Genomic DNA, 14771 nt, shown 5'->3' with positions numbered 1-14771 from the left:
TTTAGGGGAACCATTGGCCCCCACAGGTAAGGAAAAACTCACTCACTACTTCTTTCTTGATATGACTCTTAGATCGCTTATTTCAATCCTCACGTTAAGTTTTGCTTCGTTTTCTGCGTTCAGCTTTCAACTTCCAGCGTCGATGTTATCGATGAACAGCGAGCTGGCGGCATCACCGGCGAAATCTGCGCTGGTGCATCAGGAAACAGGTCCGCTGCGCTCGCGTATTCTCGATCAATACCAGAAATGGAAAGGCACCCAGTACCGGTGGGGCGGAACCACGCATCGCGGGGTGGATTGCTCCGCACTGATGCAGCACCTGTTCACCGATGCGGCGCATCTTAATTTGCCGCGCACAACGAGTGAACAGATCCATCGCGGCGTGCAGGTGGCGCAATACCGCCTGAGAGCCGGCGATCTGGTCTTCTTCCAGACGGGCCCGAACCGCAAGCACGTTGGCGTTTATATTGGTGAAAACCAGTTTATTCATGCCTCAACCAGTCAGGGCGTAACGGTTTCAACCCTGACGGATGATTACTGGCAGGCACACTACATTACCGCCCGTCGCATCGCAGGCAGCGCGGCCTGACAGCGTCAGATGATGTCATCCACGACGCCACCGTCGACGCGCAGCGCCGCGCCCGAGGTGGCGGAGGCCTGGGTCGAACAGACATAAATCACCATATTGGCCACCTCTTCAACCGTGGCCGCGCGCTGGATAACCGAGCTGGGGCGATTGGCCATCACAAACTCTTTCGCCAGCTGCTCCAGCGATTTGCCGGTTTTTTCGATTTCATCTTTCATCATCTCTGCGAAACCGTCAGACATCGTCGGGCCCGGCAGGACGCTGTTGACCGTCACGCCGCTCCCCGCCACAAACTTCGCCAGACCGCGCGCCAGCGAGAGCTGCGCCGTTTTGGTCACGCCGTAGTGGATCATATCCGCCGGAATATTGCAGGCCGACTCTGACGAGATAAACACCACGCGTCCCCAGCCTTTCTGCACCATACCCGGCAGCAGGGCGCGGGACAGACGCACGCCGGACATCACGTTGGTCTGCCAGTAACGCTCCCAGGTCTCATCGTCGGTGGCATAGAAATCCTGCGGGCCGTAAATCCCGGCGTTGTTGACCAGAATATCGACGTTATTCGCCACCTTCAGAAGCGACTCGACCCCTTCCGCCGTGCTGAGATCGGCAATCGCGGCACGGACCTGTACGCCCGGCACCACCTGCTGGAGCTGCTGAATGCCTTTATTCACCGATTCCGTGCTGCGGCCATTGACGATCACTTCCGCACCGCTTTCTGCCAGGCCTCTGGCAATGGCGAACCCGATCCCGCCGGTTGAGGCGGTCACCAGCGCCACTTTCCCCGCAAAGTCGATTTTCATCATTTGCTCCTTCTCGTTTTAACGTTCGGACCTTAAAGCGTAGCAGGTGAGGATGACGGCTCCTGGCTAAAAAGGCGCAACAGCGTCTCAACCTGTTCATCAAGCGGGGCGAGGGAACGTTTAACAATCAGGTGAAGCGGCGTTGCCCTGCGCGCGCCGTGGCTCAGCGGCAGGCGTTTGAGTACGCCCTGATCCAGCTGGGTCTGGATGCGTTCCTCTGGCAGCCAGCCGTAGCCGACCTGAGAGACAACGGCTTCAATCGCGGCATCGATGGTGGAGAAGGTCCACGACTCGCCGGCAGCACGCGCGGCGGGCTGGCTGTCCGCAATCTGGATGAGCGGCCACGGGCGCAGCATCTCATCATTTAGCGGCGCGTCGAGGAGAAACAAGGGGTGCCGGGAATGGGCCACAGCAACAAAGTCGATATTCATCAGCCATTCTCCGAGCCCGGTAATGTCCTGGCGGCGGGTTAAGACCATCACATCGGCTTCGTCGTTAATGGCATCGGCGCGGGTATTTTCCAGCACCTCGGTCAGACGTACCTGAGTCTGCGGATACTGCTGCTGGAACTGACGAAGAATAGCGAACAGGCGGCGGCGCGGGAAAATGGAGTCCACCACCAGATCTAACCGCGTTCGCATCCCGTTGCGAAGTGTCGCTGCGCGCGTCTCAACGTACGAAAACGCTTTCAGCAGCGGTTTAACCTGGTTGAGAAGAAGTTCTCCGGCCGGAGTTAACACCGCCCGTCGCCCCTCCGGGACCAGCAGCGCCACGCCGAGCCGCTCCTGCAGCAGCGACAGGTTATAGCTCACCGAGGACTGGCTGCGGTGGGTTTCTTCCGCGGCTTTGGCAAAGCTGCCCGCTTCCACCACTCTTTCCAGTAAAGCCCATTGTTCCAGCGTCGTCTTATGCATAATTTATCTAAAATTTGGATGAATTTGATTAAAAAATAGCGTTATTCATTCATTTTTTGAAGGGGTACGATCGTCTCATCAAAACAAAGGAGACATCTTATGAACACCTTCGACAAACACGACTTAAGCGGCTTTGTTGGTAAACATCTTGTATATACCTACGATAACGGCTGGAACTACGAGATTTACGTAAAAAATGAGACCACGCTTGATTACCGTATTCACAGCGGTCTCGTGGCCAACCGTTGGGTGAAAGATCAGCAGGCTTACATTGTGCGGGTAGGGGAAAGCATCTATAAAATTTCCTGGACCGAGCCAACCGGTACCGACGTCAGCCTGATCGTGAACCTGGGCGACAAGCTGTTCCACGGCACCATCTTCTTCCCACGCTGGGTCATGAACAACCCGGAAAAAACCGTCTGCTTCCAGAACGACCATATTCCGCTGATGAACAGCTATCGCGATGCGGGCCCGGCGTATCCAACGGAAGTGATTGATGAATTTGCCACGATCACCTTTGTGCGCGACTGCGGTGCCAATAATGAAAGCGTTATCGCCTGTGCGGCCAGCGAGTTACCGGAAAACTTTCCAGATAACTTATAATAAGCGCGACAATTAACTAAAAAGAAAAGTTCCCGGTTATTTCTTCTTTTACAGAAATAACCGGGATTTTTTTTGTTTGTTTATGTTTGGTTTAAAAATAGCATCTTGTAAAAATTGAGTTGGATCACGAAATAAATAATTCACAATTATATAAATCATTGTTTATAAATGAAATGTCATTGGTTTTGTTACATCTGCAATACACATCTTAATTTTTCCCTAAGAAATGAACGATACCTTGATATGAGTTTATGGTTCGTTGAAATAAACGAAAAAGTAATTGGTTAATATCAAGCGCGTGCCATTCTTATTGCAAGGAAATTAATGATGAGTGATTTTTTGCCTTTTTCCCGCCCGTCAATGGGTCATGAGGAATTAGCGGCGTTGCAGGAGGTTTTAACCTCTGGCTGGATCACCACTGGGCCTAAGAATCAGGAACTTGAAGAGGCATTCTGTCAGCTTACCGGGAATCAGCATGCGATTGCCGTCTGTTCAGCCACCGCGGGTATGCACGTCACGCTGATGGCGCTGGATATTGGCCCGGGCGATGAAGTCATTACCCCTTCCCAGACCTGGGTATCCACGCTGAATATGATCGTGTTGCTGGGTGCCACGCCGGTCATGATTGATGTGGACAAAGATACATTAATGGTGACGCCAGAAGCCGTTGAAGCCGCCATTACCCCGCGTACCAAAGCCATTATTCCCGTTCATTATGCCGGCGCGCCGTGTGAAATCGACGCCATTCATGCCATCGGTGAACGTCACGGTATTCCGGTTATTGAAGATGCGGCCCATGCCGCCGGAACCTACTACAAGAACCGTCATGTGGGCTGGAAAGGAACGGCGATTTTTTCCTTCCACGCCATTAAAAATATGACCTGCGCGGAAGGCGGCTTAGTCGTCACGGATAATGCCCAGCTGGCACAGCGGATCCGCAGCCTGAAATTCCATGGCCTGGGCGTAGATGCCTATGACCGCCAGACGCACGGCCGCGCGCCGCAGGCGGAAGTGATCGCGCCGGGCTATAAATACAACCTGGCGGATATCAACGCCGCGCTGGCGCTGGTGCAGTTAGGCAAGCTGAAAGAGGCCAACAGGCGCCGCCAGGAAATTGCTGAACGCTACCTGCGTGAGCTTGCCGATACGCCGTTCCAGCCGCTCACCATTCCGTCATGGCCGCACGTGCACGCCTGGCACCTGTTTATTATTCGCGTTGACGAAGCGCGCTGCGGAATTTCCCGCGACAACCTGATGGCGGCGCTGAAAGAGAAAGGCATCGGTACCGGCCTCCACTTCCGCGCGGCGCACACCCAAAAATACTACCGCGAGCGTTTTCCTGATGTATCGCTCCCGAATTCTGAATGGAATAGCGCGCGTATTTGTTCTCTCCCTCTTTTCCCGGATATGACTCATGACGACACAACCCGCGTCATTACCGCACTCCATCAGCTTGCAGGACATTGATATGTTCAGTGCACCGCCTGTACAAAAAGTTTCCGTGGTAATCCCGGTTTATAACGAGCAGGAGAGCCTGCCCGAACTGATCCGTCGTACAACCGCCGCCTGCGACACGATGGGCAAGGCTTACGAAATTCTGCTGGTAGATGACGGCAGTAGCGATAATTCCGCGCTGATGCTGACAGAGGCCGCGCAGGCCAAAGGCAGCCATATTGTTGCCGTGCTGCTCAACCGCAACTACGGCCAGCACTCGGCGATTATGGCGGGGTTTAGCCACGTCACGGGCGATCTGGTCATCACCCTGGACGCTGACCTGCAAAACCCGCCGGAAGAGATCCCGCGCCTGGTCGCCAAAGCCGATGAAGGCTATGACGTGGTCGGCACGGTACGTCAGAACCGTCAGGACAGTCTGTTCCGCAAGCTGGCCTCACGCACCATCAACCGTCTTATCCAGCGCACGACCGGTAAAGCGATGGGCGATTACGGCTGCATGCTGCGCGCCTACCGCCGCCATATTGTCGACGCGATGCTGCACTGCCATGAGCGCAGCACCTTTATTCCGATCCTTGCCAACACCTTTGCCCGCAAGGCAACGGAGATTCCGGTTCTGCACGCCGAGCGCGAGCACGGGGAATCGAAGTACAGCTTTATGCGTCTCATCAACCTGATGTATGACCTCATCACCTGCCTGACCACCACGCCGCTGCGTCTGCTGAGCGTGTTCGGCAGCATCATCGCCGTGGCCGGGTTTGCGCTGTCCGTTCTGCTGGTGGTGCTGCGCCTGGTCTTTGGCCCGCAGTGGGCGGCGGAAGGGGTCTTCATGCTCTTTGCCGTGCTGTTTATGTTCATCGGCGCCCAGTTTGTCGGGATGGGCCTTCTCGGTGAATACATTGGCCGTATCTATAACGATGTTCGCGCGCGTCCGCGCTACTTTATTCAACGTGTTGTCCGTCAGGAACACAAAGCATCTCAAGAGGAAATTCACCCATGAAAGCTGTTGTATTTGCCTATCACGATATGGGGTGCACGGGCACGCTGGCCCTGCTGGAAGCGGGCTATGACATTGCGGCAATCTTTACCCATCCGGACACGGCCGGAGAGAATAACTTTTTTGGCTCCGTGGCGCGTATCGCCGCCGAGCGCGGGATCCCGGTTTATGCACCGGACGATGTAAACCATCCGCTGTGGGTGGAGCGCATCCGCGCGCTCGCGCCTGACGTAATCTTCTCGTTCTACTATCGCAACCTGCTTTCCGACGAGATCTTAGGCCTGGCCGCAAAAGGCGCCTTTAATCTTCATGGTTCTCTGCTGCCCGCCTACCGTGGCCGCGCGCCGCTGAACTGGGTGTTGGTGAACGGTGAAACGGAAACGGGCGTGACGCTGCACCGCATGGTGCGCCGTGCGGACGCGGGCGCTATCGTGGCACAGCAGAAGGTCGCTATTGATGCGGACGAAACTGCGCTGCAGCTGCATCAAAAGCTGAATGCGTCGGCACAGACGCTGCTGCGTGATGCACTTCCAGGTATTCTCAACGGCACCTTCAGCGAGACCGCGCAGGATGAGAGCAAGGCAAGCTGCTTTGGTCGCCGCGCGCCGGAAGATGGTCGTCTGGACTGGAACAAGCCCGCCCGCCAGCTGCACAACCTGGTGCGTGCCGTGACCGACCCGTGGCCGGGCGCGTACAGCTTTGCGGGCGTAAGCAAATTTATCGTCTGGAAATCCCGCGTGCGTGACGACATCCCTGCCGCCAAACCGGGCACCGTCGTCTCTGTCTCTCCGCTGATTGTAAGCTGCGGCGAGCAGGCGCTGGAGATCGTCACCGGACAAACCGACAACGGCCTGTACGTGCAGGGCACGCAGCTGGCACAGTCTCTGGGTCTGGTGGCCGGAGCGCTGATTACAAGCGCGCCGGTGGTTGCCATCAAGCGCCGTACCCGCGTGCTGATCCTCGGCGTGAACGGCTTTATCGGTAACCACCTGACGGAACGTCTGCTCAAAGACGATAACTACGAAATCTACGGTCTGGATATCGGCTCTGACGCCATCAGCCGTTTCCTCGATAACCCGCGTTTCCACTTCGTGGAAGGGGATATCAGCATCCATTCCGAATGGATTGAATACCACATTAAAAAATGCGACGTGGTGCTGCCGCTGGTCGCCATTGCCACTCCGATTGAGTACACCCGTAACCCGCTGCGCGTGTTCGAGCTGGACTTCGAAGAGAACCTGAAGATCATCCGCGACTGCGTGAAATACGACAAGCGCATCATCTTCCCGTCCACGTCTGAAGTGTACGGCATGTGTACCGATAAGAACTTCGATGAAGACACCTCCAACCTGGTGGTCGGGCCGATCAACAAACAGCGCTGGATTTATTCCGTCTCCAAACAGCTGCTGGACCGCGTGATTTGGGCCTACGGTGAGAAAGAAGGCCTGCGCTTTACCCTGTTCCGTCCGTTCAACTGGATGGGCCCGCGTCTGGATAACCTCAACGCGGCGCGTATCGGCAGTTCCCGTGCGATCACCCAGCTGATCCTGAACCTGGTGGAAGGCTCGCCAATTAAGCTTATCGAAGGCGGGAAACAGAAACGCTGCTTTACGGACATCAGCGACGGTATTGAAGCGCTGTTCCGCATCATCGAAAACAAAGATAACCGCTGCAACGGTGAAATCATCAACATCGGTAACCCGGAAAACGAAGCGAGCATTCGCGAGCTGGCAGAGATGCTGCTGGCCAGCTTTGAGCGCCATCCGCTTCGCGACAAGTTCCCGCCGTTTGCCGGTTTCCGCGAAGTGGAAAGCAGCAGCTACTATGGTAAGGGCTACCAGGACGTTGAGCACCGTAAGCCAAGCATTCGCAACGCGAAGCGCTGCCTGAACTGGACGCCGACGGTGAAGATGGAGCAGACCATTGACGAAACGCTCGATTTCTTCCTGCGCACCGTGGAGCTGTCGGAACAGGCCTCATGAAAAAAGTCGGTTTACGCATTGATGTCGACACCTTCAGGGGAACGCGTGACGGCGTACCCAAACTGCTGGAACTGCTGAACAAGCACGGTGTGCGTTCCAGTATTTTCTTCAGCGTGGGGCCTGACAACATGGGACGCCATTTATGGCGTCTGATTAAACCGGCATTTCTGTTCAAAATGCTGCGCTCGCGCGCAGCATCCCTCTACGGCTGGGATATTTTGCTGGCCGGCACCGCCTGGCCCGGCAGACGTATCGGCGCGGGTAATGAAGCCGTTATCCGTGAGGCGGCGCAGCATCATGAGGTGGGTCTGCACGCCTGGGACCACCATGCCTGGCAAGCCTGGGCGGGCGTCTGGGATATCCCGCGCCTGTCCCGTGAGGTCGAGCGTGGGATGCTGGAGCTGGAGGCCATTACCGGTCAGCCCGTGCGCTGCTCCGCCGTGGCGGGATGGCGTGCGGATCAGCGCGTCGTGAAGGCCAAAGAAGCCTTTGCGTTTCGCTACAACAGCGACTGCCGCGGAACCGGACCCTTTTTGCCGCTGTTAGGTGAAAATCGCTACGGAACGGTGCAAATTCCGGTTACGCTTCCCACCTGGGATGAAGTGGTCGGGCGCGAGGTGAAGGCGGATGAGTTCAATCGCTACATTCTGGACCGCATCCATCGTGACGCCGGTACGCCGGTGTATACCATCCATGCCGAAGTGGAAGGGATTGCGTATCAGCATGATTTCGATGAACTGCTGACGATGGCCGCTCAGGAGGGCATTGAATTTTGTCCGTTGAGCGAGCTGCTGCCGGACGATCTCAGCACCCTGCCCGTGGGCAAAGTCGTCCGTAATGAAATGGCTGGCCGGGAAGGCTGGCTTGGCTATCAACAAACCGTGAGTCCGGTCCCATGAAAACAGCCCGTTATGGCTTAGCGCTTCTCGCACTGTTTATCGTTTACTACCTCATTCCGGTCGATATTCGTCTGCTCTGGCAGCCTGATGAAACGCGCTATGCGGAAATCAGCCGCGAAATGCTGGCATCCGGAGACTGGGTAGTCCCGCATTTTCTGGGGCTGCGTTACTTTGAAAAACCGATTGCTGGCTACTGGATCAACAGCATCGGGCAGCTGCTGTTCGGGCACACCAACCTCGCCGTGCGCGCCGGTTCTATATTCTCCACCGGGTTAGCGGCGCTGCTGGTCATCTGGATGGCCTGGCGTCTCTGGCGAGATAAGCGGACCGCCATTTTCTCCGGTCTTATCTTCCTGACCCTGTTCCTGGTGTATGGCATCGGCACGTATGCGGTGCTGGATCCTATCATCACCCTGTGGCTGGTGGCGGCGATGTGCAGCTTCTGGCTGGCCTCACAGGCCCAAACCGTTGCCGGAAAAGCGGGCGGCTATGTGCTGCTTGGGCTGGCCTGCGGGATGGGGGTGATGACCAAAGGCTTCCTGGCGCTGGCGGTACCGGTGATTGGCGTGCTGCCGTGGGTGATCGCCCATAAGCGCTGGAAAGAGGTGCTGATTTTTGGCTGGCTCGCGATCCTGAGCTGCGTGCTGATTGTTCTGCCATGGGGGCTGGCTATTGCGCAGCGTGAGCCTGACTTCTGGCGTTACTTCTTCTGGGTTGAGCATATTCAGCGTTTTGCCCAGAGCGACGCGCAGCACAAAGCCCCGTTCTGGTACTACATACCGTTCCTGATCGCGGGCAGCCTGCCGTGGCTTGCGCTTTTGCCCGGTGCGATTCGTCTCGGCTGGAATGACCGACAAAACGCGGGTGGCGGGTTCTATCTGCTGGGTTGGGTGGTGATGCCGCTGCTGTTCTTCAGCATCGCTAAAGGCAAGCTGCCGACCTATATCCTGCCGTGCTTTGCCCCGCTGGCGATCCTGATGGCGCGCTATGCCTGCCTCGCGGCGGAAAAAGGTGCCAGAGCGTTACGCATTAACGGCGGGATTAACCTGGCGTTTGGCGTTATCGGCGTGGCGGCGGCGCTGGTGGTCTCGCCCTGGGGGCTGTCTAAGCACCCGGTCTGGACGTCGGTCGAACTGTATAAAGTCTTCTGTGCGGTGGTGGCGTTCCTCATCTGGGCCGCGGTAGGCTGGTTTACCTTCAGACAGAGCCAGCAGCGCTGGTGGCTGGCGGCACTGTGCCCCGCAGGGCTGGCGCTGCTGATTGGTTTTGCCATTCCTAACCTGGTGGTGGATTCCAAACAGCCGCAGTCGCTGGTCGTTACCGTGCGCGAGCCGCTTCAGGAAAGCCGATTCGTGCTGGCCAATAACGTGGGCGTGGCCGCGGGCCTGGCGTGGGAGCTGAAGCGTAATGACATCACGCTGTTTGGTCAGAGCGGCGAACTGCGCTACGGGCTGGATTATCCCGATGTGAAAGATCGTTTTGTCAGTGAGGACGACTTCGCGCAGTGGCTGGCAGCGCATCGTCAGCAGGGGCGCGTATCGCTGGTGATGCTGCTGTCAAAACGCGACGATATTTCACGGGCGAATTTACCGCAGCCGGACAATCTCTATATCCAGGGGCGTCTGGCCTTACTGGAGTACCTGCCGAAGTGATGACCTGGATCTGGCTGATACTGGCAAGCCTGCTCAGCTGCGCGGGGCAGCTGTGCCAGAAACAGGCCACCCGTCCGGCGAAAGCCGGGCGGCGTGGGGCGCACATTGCGCTGTGGCTTGGCCTGGCACTGCTGGCGCTGGGCAGCGGGATGCTGGTCTGGCTGGTGGTGCTGCAACGCCTGCCTGTCGGCATTGCGTATCCTATGCTGAGCCTCAATTTTGTCTGGGTGACGCTGGCGGCGAAGGCGTTCTGGCGTGAGCACGTTGCTGCGCATCACTGGCTGGGGGTAGGGTTCATCATTATTGGGATTGTTATCCTGGGAGGGAGCCTGTGAAAGGAGCGTTCTGGGCCTTATGCAGCGTGCTGTTAGTCAGCGCGGCGCAGCTGTTGCTGCGCAATGCCATGCAGGCATTGCCACCGGTCAGTGAGATCCTGGCGTTTGTTTCCGCGCTGTGGCACTTCTCATCCGGCACGGGCGCGCTGCTGCTGGGGTTGACGGGGTACGTGGCCTCGATGGGCTGCTGGTATCTGGCGCTGCATCGCATGGCGCTCAGCAAAGCCTATGCCCTGCTGAGCCTCAGCTATATTCTGGTGTGGGCCGCCGCGATCCTGCTGCCCGGCTGGGGAGAACGCTTCTCCTGGCACGGGCTGGTGGGCGTCGGGTTTATTATTCTGGGTGTGTTAGTGATTTTTCTGCCCCGAACGTCCCAACGTGAATAATCGACTCGTGGGTCAGGGTGTAAGGGGTCGATGTGCAGACGGCAAGGCTCAGCGAGCCTACCTGTAGCTGGCTGACCGCGTGCGTCTGCGCCGTGCTGTCGATGCTGACAATCTGCCAGGCGCTGCCGCCACGCTGTTTCACAATCGCTTCTTTCCGCGTCCAGATACGCCAGAAGGCGGAAAGCCGTTCCTCGGGCGCTTCACGCTCCAGCTCGTCATGCTCCGTCATGCTGAATACCGCATTAGCCAGCGCCTGCCAGTTCTTCCTCGGGCGAATCACTTCGATATCGCAGCCGACTTCACCTTCATCGCTCATCAGCAGGGCGATATCGTCACCGCTGTGGCTCAGGTTGAACCACAGCGGATGACCCTTCGCAAAGGCCGGTTTGCCCTGCTCGCCGTAAATGATGTCGGGGAGCGGGCGAGGGGATAACGTTCTGGCGAGCAGCGTTCTCCCGGCCAGCCAGGAGGCCTGTCGGGCACCCTGAGGCGCCCTGTCTGCGAGCGCTGACGCCAGCGGGTCCGCGCAAAGGGTGGAGATTTTTCCCAGTACAAACTGGTACATAGTTACGCCCAGCGTTTAATGATAATCGAGGTGTTGATGCCGCCAAACGCGAAGTTATTGCTCTGCAGATACTCGCAGTCAATCTGGCGGGCTTCTCCCATAATATAATCTAAAGCACCGCATTGCTCATCCGGCTGCGTTAAATTGAGCGTCGGGGCAAACCAGCCTTCACGCATCATCTGCAGGCTCATCCACGCTTCCAGCGCGCCGCAGGCACCCAGCGTATGGCCAAAATAGCTCTTCAGCGAGGAAACCGGCACGCTGTCACCGTAGATGGCGGCGGTGGCCAGGCTTTCGGCGATATCGCCGCGATCGGTGGCGGTACCGTGCGCGGAGATATACCCCATATCCCGGGCGCTTAATCCCGCCATGGCCAGCGACTGCTCCATGCAAATCTGCATGGTTTCACGCTGAGGCTGGGTGATATGGGCCGCGTCACAGTTGGTGGCAAAGCCCACGATCTCACCGTAGATTGTCGCCCCGCGCGCTCTGGCGTGCTCCAGCTCTTCCAGAATCAGGGTGCCTGCGCCTTCCCCAATGACCAGACCATCGCGCTGCGTATCGAACGGTGAAGGGGTGGTTTTGGGTTCGTCGTTACGCTGGCTGGTGGCGAACAGCGTGTCAAACACCGCCGCTTCAGACGGACACAGCTCCTCAGCACCCCCCGCGACCATCACGGTCTGATACCCGTGGCGAATCGCCTCCCAGGCGTAGCCAATCGCCTGGCTGCCGGAGGTACAGGCGCTCGACGTCGGGATCACGCGGCCGCGCAACCCAAAGAACAGCCCGGTATTCACCGCCGTGGTGTGCGGCATCATCTGGACGTAGGTTGTTCCGGTGATGTTATTGGTGTGCTTTTCGGTGAGCATGGTCGCGAATTCGCTGACCGGACCGGTGCTGCCTGTCGAAGAACCGTAGGCGATACCGGTTTGGCCGTTGGTGAGCACCGCTTCGCCAATCAGCCCCGCCTGCTCCAGCGCCAGCTCGGTGGCGCGGGTCGACATCAGCGACACGCGGCCCATGGCGCGAATACGCTTGCGGGTATAGTGTTCCGGCAGCGTGAAATCGTCGATCGGCGCGCCCAGCAGGGTATGCAGGCCATCGTACACCTGCCATTCCGGCATTTTACGCACCGCGTTTTCATACGCCAGCAGCCTGCTGGAAACGGATTGCCAGGTTTCGCCAAAGGCGGTCACGCCGCCCATGCCCGTAATCACCACGCGACGCGTCATAGCATGCCTCCGTTAATGGAAATGACCTGGCGGGTAACGTAGCCCGCAATATCCGACATCAGATAGCTTGCCAGCCCGGCGACCTCCTCAGCCTGGCCCATACGTTTCATTGGGATGATGGACATCGCTTCCTTCAGCGCGGCTTCTTCCATCTCAATCATGCCGGTATCAATCAGGCCCGGGGCAATGCAGTTGACGGTGATTTTGCGTTTTGCCAGCTCAATCGCCAGCGCTTTAGTGGCGCCGATAATACCCGCTTTGGCCGCGCTGTAGTTCACCTGTCCGCGGTTGCCCATCACGCCGGACACGGACGATAAGGTGATAATGCGCCCCCCTTTACGGGTGCCAATCATCGGCATAATGCAGGGGTGAATGACGTTATAAAAACTGTCGAGATTGGTGTGGATCACGCTGTCCCAGTCGTCTTCGCTCAGCGCCGGAAAGGCGCCATCGCGGGTAATTCCGGCGTTGCTGACCACGCCATACCATGCGCCATGGGCTTCAATCTCCTGCTCCAGCACCTCGCGGCACTGTTCGCGGTTGCCCACATCAAAGGCGAGTAAACGACCGTTGCCACCCGCCTGCGTGATGGCGTCCAGCGTCTCCTGCGCGCCTGCGGCATCACGATGGTAATGCACGCCTACGGTAAACCCGTCGGCGGCAAGCTGATGAGCGATGGCGCGCCCTATGCCTTTGCTGGCCCCGGTGACCAGTACGGAACGACTCATGCGTTAGATCCCTGATTAAAAAGCGATGTTAATTCTTCTGCGCTCGGCTGGAAGGTGTTGACCCGGCCCGTGGCCAGCGTCTCTTCATTAGCGGAAATCGCGCATTCAAAGCTGCCGAAGCGTTCGTCCTGCATCAGCAGCTTAACGGTGATGTCCAGCGTCAGGCCTGCGGCGAAATGCCCGCTGGCGCAGACCAGCTCGCGCGCGCCGAGCACCATGCCCAGCGCGATATGTTCCTGCCCCTGCTGCTGGCGATGCCAGCCTGACCAGACGCCGACGGTCTGCGCCATCAGCTCGAGCGCGTACCAGCCCGGCAGGTCGCCATCGGCGTTGAGAAACGGCGCCAGCACGCTTTGCCCGTTGACGGCCACGCGGCAGACCGCCGTGTCGTCCGAAACGTTCTCAACGGACCCCAGCAGCATCATCGGCGCCTCGTGCGGCAGATAGGCTTCGGGTGATAAGTAGCTCATGAGGCTCTCCCCAGCAGGATGCTGGCGTTATTGCCGCCAAACGCGAACGAGTTAGACAAAATGACCGACTTTTTCAGAGCGGTGCGCTGGTGCAGCAGGCCGCACGACGCCAGCGTGTCGTCCGGCGCGTAGCGGGCGAAGTCCTGCGGCGGCAACGGCAGATCGCGCGTCAGAATCAGCCAGCTCAGGGCCGCTTCGGTAATACCGGCGGCGCCCAGCGTATGGCCGGTAAGGTGTTTGGTTGAGCTGCACGGCACGCTTTCCCCGAAGAGATCGTGAATCACCTGCGATTCAATCTGATCGTTGAGCGGCGTGGCCGTGCCGTGCAGGTTGATGTAGCCGATATCCTGCGGCTGCATATCCGCTTCGTTAAGCGCCTGCGCGATAGCCCTTATCGCCCCTTCACCCTGCGGATGCGGGGCGGAAATATGGTACGCATCGCTGGATTCGCCCGTTCCGAGCAGCGCCACGTCGGCGGGCTCCCGGCTCAATACCATCAGCGCGGCGGCTTCACCAATGGTGATCCCCCGGCGGTCGCGACCAAACGGCTCGCAGAGCGTAGGGGAGAAAGATTCAAGGCTGTTAAAGCCGTTGACGGGCATCCGGCTCAGGGTATCGGCCCCGCCGACAATGGCGATGTCCACCAGCCCGGCTTCAATCAGACGTTTGCCGCCGATCATCGCCCGTGCGCTGGAAGAGCAGGCCGTGGAGATCGTATAGGCCGGGCCTTCGAGCTGAAGCCAGTTGGCGAGGAAGCGGGACGGATCGCCAAGCTCCTGCTGCGGATACTGCCAGCGCGTGCTCGCTTCGCCATGGGCCATGTGGCGCACGTGCTCATCGCCTTCGTCCAGCCCGGAGGTGCTGGTCCCCAGCACCACGGCCACGCGGTCGCGACCGACGCGGGCGATGGCCTCGTCAACGGCGGGCTGAATCTGCGCCAGCGCGGCCAGCAGCAGCTGGTTATTGCGGGTGCGGTGTGCGGCGAAAGCGTCCGGGATGGGTGGAAGCTCGCCTTCCACGCCGCCCAGTACGGCTTCGGGTAAACCCTGCAACCAGCCGGTCCGGGCGTGCATCCCCGGCGCCACGCCTGCCGTCAGGTTCGCGGCAATCTCGTCAGGCGAGTTGCCCAGCGCGTTGACCATGCCAACAGCGGATATATAAATCATC

The 14771-nt window shown here is 58.5% G+C and carries 16 protein-coding genes; 9 read left to right on the top strand and 7 right to left on the bottom strand.

The genetic code is table 11. The annotated features are described in order from the left end of the window. Nucleotides 1-61 precede the first annotated feature (61 nt). Nucleotides 62-589 (top strand): NlpC/P60 family protein, encoded by a 528-nt coding sequence (locus ACERY3_RS17985; RefSeq protein WP_032667969.1) that lies wholly within the window; start codon nt 62-64, stop codon nt 587-589. A gap of 5 nt (nt 590-594) precedes the next feature. Here ACERY3_RS17985 and ACERY3_RS17980 read toward each other — a convergent pair whose 3' ends face one another. Further along, nucleotides 595-1389, bottom strand: coding sequence for an SDR family NAD(P)-dependent oxidoreductase (locus ACERY3_RS17980; RefSeq protein WP_045403298.1), 795 nt, complete (start codon nt 1387-1389; stop codon nt 595-597). Between the two features lie 32 nt (nt 1390-1421). Next, complete coding sequence (locus tag ACERY3_RS17975; RefSeq protein ID WP_033146854.1) at nt 1422-2303, bottom strand: LysR family transcriptional regulator; 882 nt, start codon at nt 2301-2303, stop codon at nt 1422-1424. A gap of 99 nt (nt 2304-2402) precedes the next feature. Here ACERY3_RS17975 and ACERY3_RS17970 point away from each other — a divergent pair, with 99 nt between their 5' ends. From ACERY3_RS17970 to arnF, 8 genes are all read left to right on the top strand, one after another. Next, a complete protein-coding gene (locus ACERY3_RS17970; RefSeq protein WP_058842010.1) occupies nt 2403-2906 on the top strand; it encodes a phenolic acid decarboxylase in 504 nt (167 codons plus the stop codon). Between the two features lie 327 nt (nt 2907-3233). Beyond that, nucleotides 3234-4373, top strand: coding sequence for a UDP-4-amino-4-deoxy-L-arabinose aminotransferase (gene arnB / locus ACERY3_RS17965; RefSeq protein ID WP_039263045.1), 1140 nt, complete (start codon nt 3234-3236; stop codon nt 4371-4373). Nucleotide 4374: 1 nt separating this feature from the next. After that, nucleotides 4375-5358 (top strand): undecaprenyl-phosphate 4-deoxy-4-formamido-L-arabinose transferase, encoded by a 984-nt coding sequence (gene arnC / locus ACERY3_RS17960; protein ID WP_058842009.1) that lies wholly within the window; start codon nt 4375-4377, stop codon nt 5356-5358. Further along, nucleotides 5355-7337 (top strand): bifunctional UDP-4-amino-4-deoxy-L-arabinose formyltransferase/UDP-glucuronic acid oxidase ArnA, encoded by a 1983-nt coding sequence (gene arnA, locus ACERY3_RS17955; RefSeq protein ID WP_373226187.1) that lies wholly within the window; start codon nt 5355-5357, stop codon nt 7335-7337. The genes arnC and arnA overlap by 4 nt, the downstream gene beginning before the upstream one ends. Next, the gene (gene arnD, locus ACERY3_RS17950; protein ID WP_094934867.1) at nt 7334-8236 is read left to right on the top strand and encodes a 4-deoxy-4-formamido-L-arabinose-phosphoundecaprenol deformylase; all 903 of its coding nucleotides are present in this window, start codon (nt 7334-7336) and stop codon (nt 8234-8236) included. The genes arnA and arnD overlap by 4 nt, the downstream gene beginning before the upstream one ends. Further along, on the top strand, nt 8233-9888 hold the full coding sequence (arnT, locus tag ACERY3_RS17945) for a lipid IV(A) 4-amino-4-deoxy-L-arabinosyltransferase (RefSeq protein ID WP_373226186.1): 1656 nt from the start codon (nt 8233-8235) through the stop codon (nt 9886-9888). The genes arnD and arnT overlap by 4 nt, the downstream gene beginning before the upstream one ends. Next, nucleotides 9888-10223, top strand: a complete 336-nt coding sequence (gene arnE, locus ACERY3_RS17940; RefSeq protein ID WP_039263049.1) for a 4-amino-4-deoxy-L-arabinose-phosphoundecaprenol flippase subunit ArnE — start codon at nt 9888-9890, stop codon at nt 10221-10223. Before arnT ends, arnE begins: the two co-directional genes overlap by 1 nt. Further along, nucleotides 10220-10609, top strand: a complete 390-nt coding sequence (gene arnF / locus ACERY3_RS17935) for a 4-amino-4-deoxy-L-arabinose-phosphoundecaprenol flippase subunit ArnF (protein WP_047059881.1) — start codon at nt 10220-10222, stop codon at nt 10607-10609. Before arnE ends, arnF begins: the two co-directional genes overlap by 4 nt. Here the strand turns inward: arnF and acpT are convergent. From acpT to ACERY3_RS17910, 5 genes are read right to left on the bottom strand one after another with little or no spacing between them, the layout of a single operon-like run. Then, the gene (gene acpT / locus ACERY3_RS17930) at nt 10557-11174 is read right to left on the bottom strand and encodes a 4'-phosphopantetheinyl transferase AcpT (RefSeq protein ID WP_048981452.1); all 618 of its coding nucleotides are present in this window, start codon (nt 11172-11174) and stop codon (nt 10557-10559) included. The genes arnF and acpT overlap by 53 nt on opposite strands. A 2-nt stretch (nt 11175-11176) precedes the next feature. Further along, a complete protein-coding gene (locus ACERY3_RS17925; protein WP_373226185.1) occupies nt 11177-12406 on the bottom strand; it encodes a beta-ketoacyl-ACP synthase in 1230 nt (409 codons plus the stop codon). Further along, the gene (locus ACERY3_RS17920) at nt 12403-13134 is read right to left on the bottom strand and encodes a 3-ketoacyl-ACP reductase FabG2 (protein ID WP_373226184.1); all 732 of its coding nucleotides are present in this window, start codon (nt 13132-13134) and stop codon (nt 12403-12405) included. The genes ACERY3_RS17925 and ACERY3_RS17920 overlap by 4 nt, the downstream gene beginning before the upstream one ends. Beyond that, nucleotides 13131-13604: a 3-hydroxy-fatty acyl-ACP dehydratase gene (locus tag ACERY3_RS17915; RefSeq protein ID WP_373226183.1), complete on the bottom strand. Its 474-nt coding sequence runs from the start codon at nt 13602-13604 to the stop codon at nt 13131-13133. Before ACERY3_RS17915 ends, ACERY3_RS17920 begins: the two co-directional genes overlap by 4 nt. Continuing rightward, a complete protein-coding gene (locus tag ACERY3_RS17910; RefSeq protein WP_373226182.1) occupies nt 13601-14770 on the bottom strand; it encodes a beta-ketoacyl-[acyl-carrier-protein] synthase family protein in 1170 nt (389 codons plus the stop codon). Before ACERY3_RS17910 ends, ACERY3_RS17915 begins: the two co-directional genes overlap by 4 nt. Nucleotide 14771: the final 1 nt, after the last annotated feature.

Source organism: Enterobacter cloacae complex sp. ESBL7 (assembly GCF_041679625.1).
Taxonomy (GTDB): Bacteria; Pseudomonadota; Gammaproteobacteria; order Enterobacterales; family Enterobacteriaceae; genus Enterobacter; species Enterobacter asburiae_B.
Note: the sequence above shows the minus strand (reverse complement) of the source record. Positions and strands in the feature narration are given on the sequence as shown.

Bases quoted from the DNA above. Each gene is read 5' to 3' on its own strand.
- ACERY3_RS17985 (WP_032667969.1), top strand. From the start codon at position 62: ATGACTCTTAGATCGCTTATTTCAATCCTCACGTTAAGTTTTGCTTCG.
- ACERY3_RS17980 (WP_045403298.1), bottom strand. From the start codon at position 1,389: ATGAAAATCGACTTTGCGGGGAAAGTGGCGCTGGTGACCGCCTCAACC.
- ACERY3_RS17975 (WP_033146854.1), bottom strand. From the start codon at position 2,303: ATGCATAAGACGACGCTGGAACAATGGGCTTTACTGGAAAGAGTGGTG.
- ACERY3_RS17970 (WP_058842010.1), top strand. From the start codon at position 2,403: ATGAACACCTTCGACAAACACGACTTAAGCGGCTTTGTTGGTAAACAT.
- arnB (WP_039263045.1), top strand. From the start codon at position 3,234: ATGAGTGATTTTTTGCCTTTTTCCCGCCCGTCAATGGGTCATGAGGAA.
- arnC (WP_058842009.1), top strand. From the start codon at position 4,375: ATGTTCAGTGCACCGCCTGTACAAAAAGTTTCCGTGGTAATCCCGGTT.
- arnA (WP_373226187.1), top strand. From the start codon at position 5,355: ATGAAAGCTGTTGTATTTGCCTATCACGATATGGGGTGCACGGGCACG.
- arnD (WP_094934867.1), top strand. From the start codon at position 7,334: ATGAAAAAAGTCGGTTTACGCATTGATGTCGACACCTTCAGGGGAACG.
- arnT (WP_373226186.1), top strand. From the start codon at position 8,233: ATGAAAACAGCCCGTTATGGCTTAGCGCTTCTCGCACTGTTTATCGTT.
- arnE (WP_039263049.1), top strand. From the start codon at position 9,888: ATGACCTGGATCTGGCTGATACTGGCAAGCCTGCTCAGCTGCGCGGGG.
- acpT (WP_048981452.1), bottom strand. From the start codon at position 11,174: ATGTACCAGTTTGTACTGGGAAAAATCTCCACCCTTTGCGCGGACCCG.
- ACERY3_RS17925 (WP_373226185.1), bottom strand. From the start codon at position 12,406: ATGACGCGTCGCGTGGTGATTACGGGCATGGGCGGCGTGACCGCCTTT.
- ACERY3_RS17920 (WP_373226184.1), bottom strand. From the start codon at position 13,134: ATGAGTCGTTCCGTACTGGTCACCGGGGCCAGCAAAGGCATAGGGCGC.
- ACERY3_RS17915 (WP_373226183.1), bottom strand. From the start codon at position 13,604: ATGAGCTACTTATCACCCGAAGCCTATCTGCCGCACGAGGCGCCGATG.
- ACERY3_RS17910 (WP_373226182.1), bottom strand. From the start codon at position 14,770: ATGATTTATATATCCGCTGTTGGCATGGTCAACGCGCTGGGCAACTCG.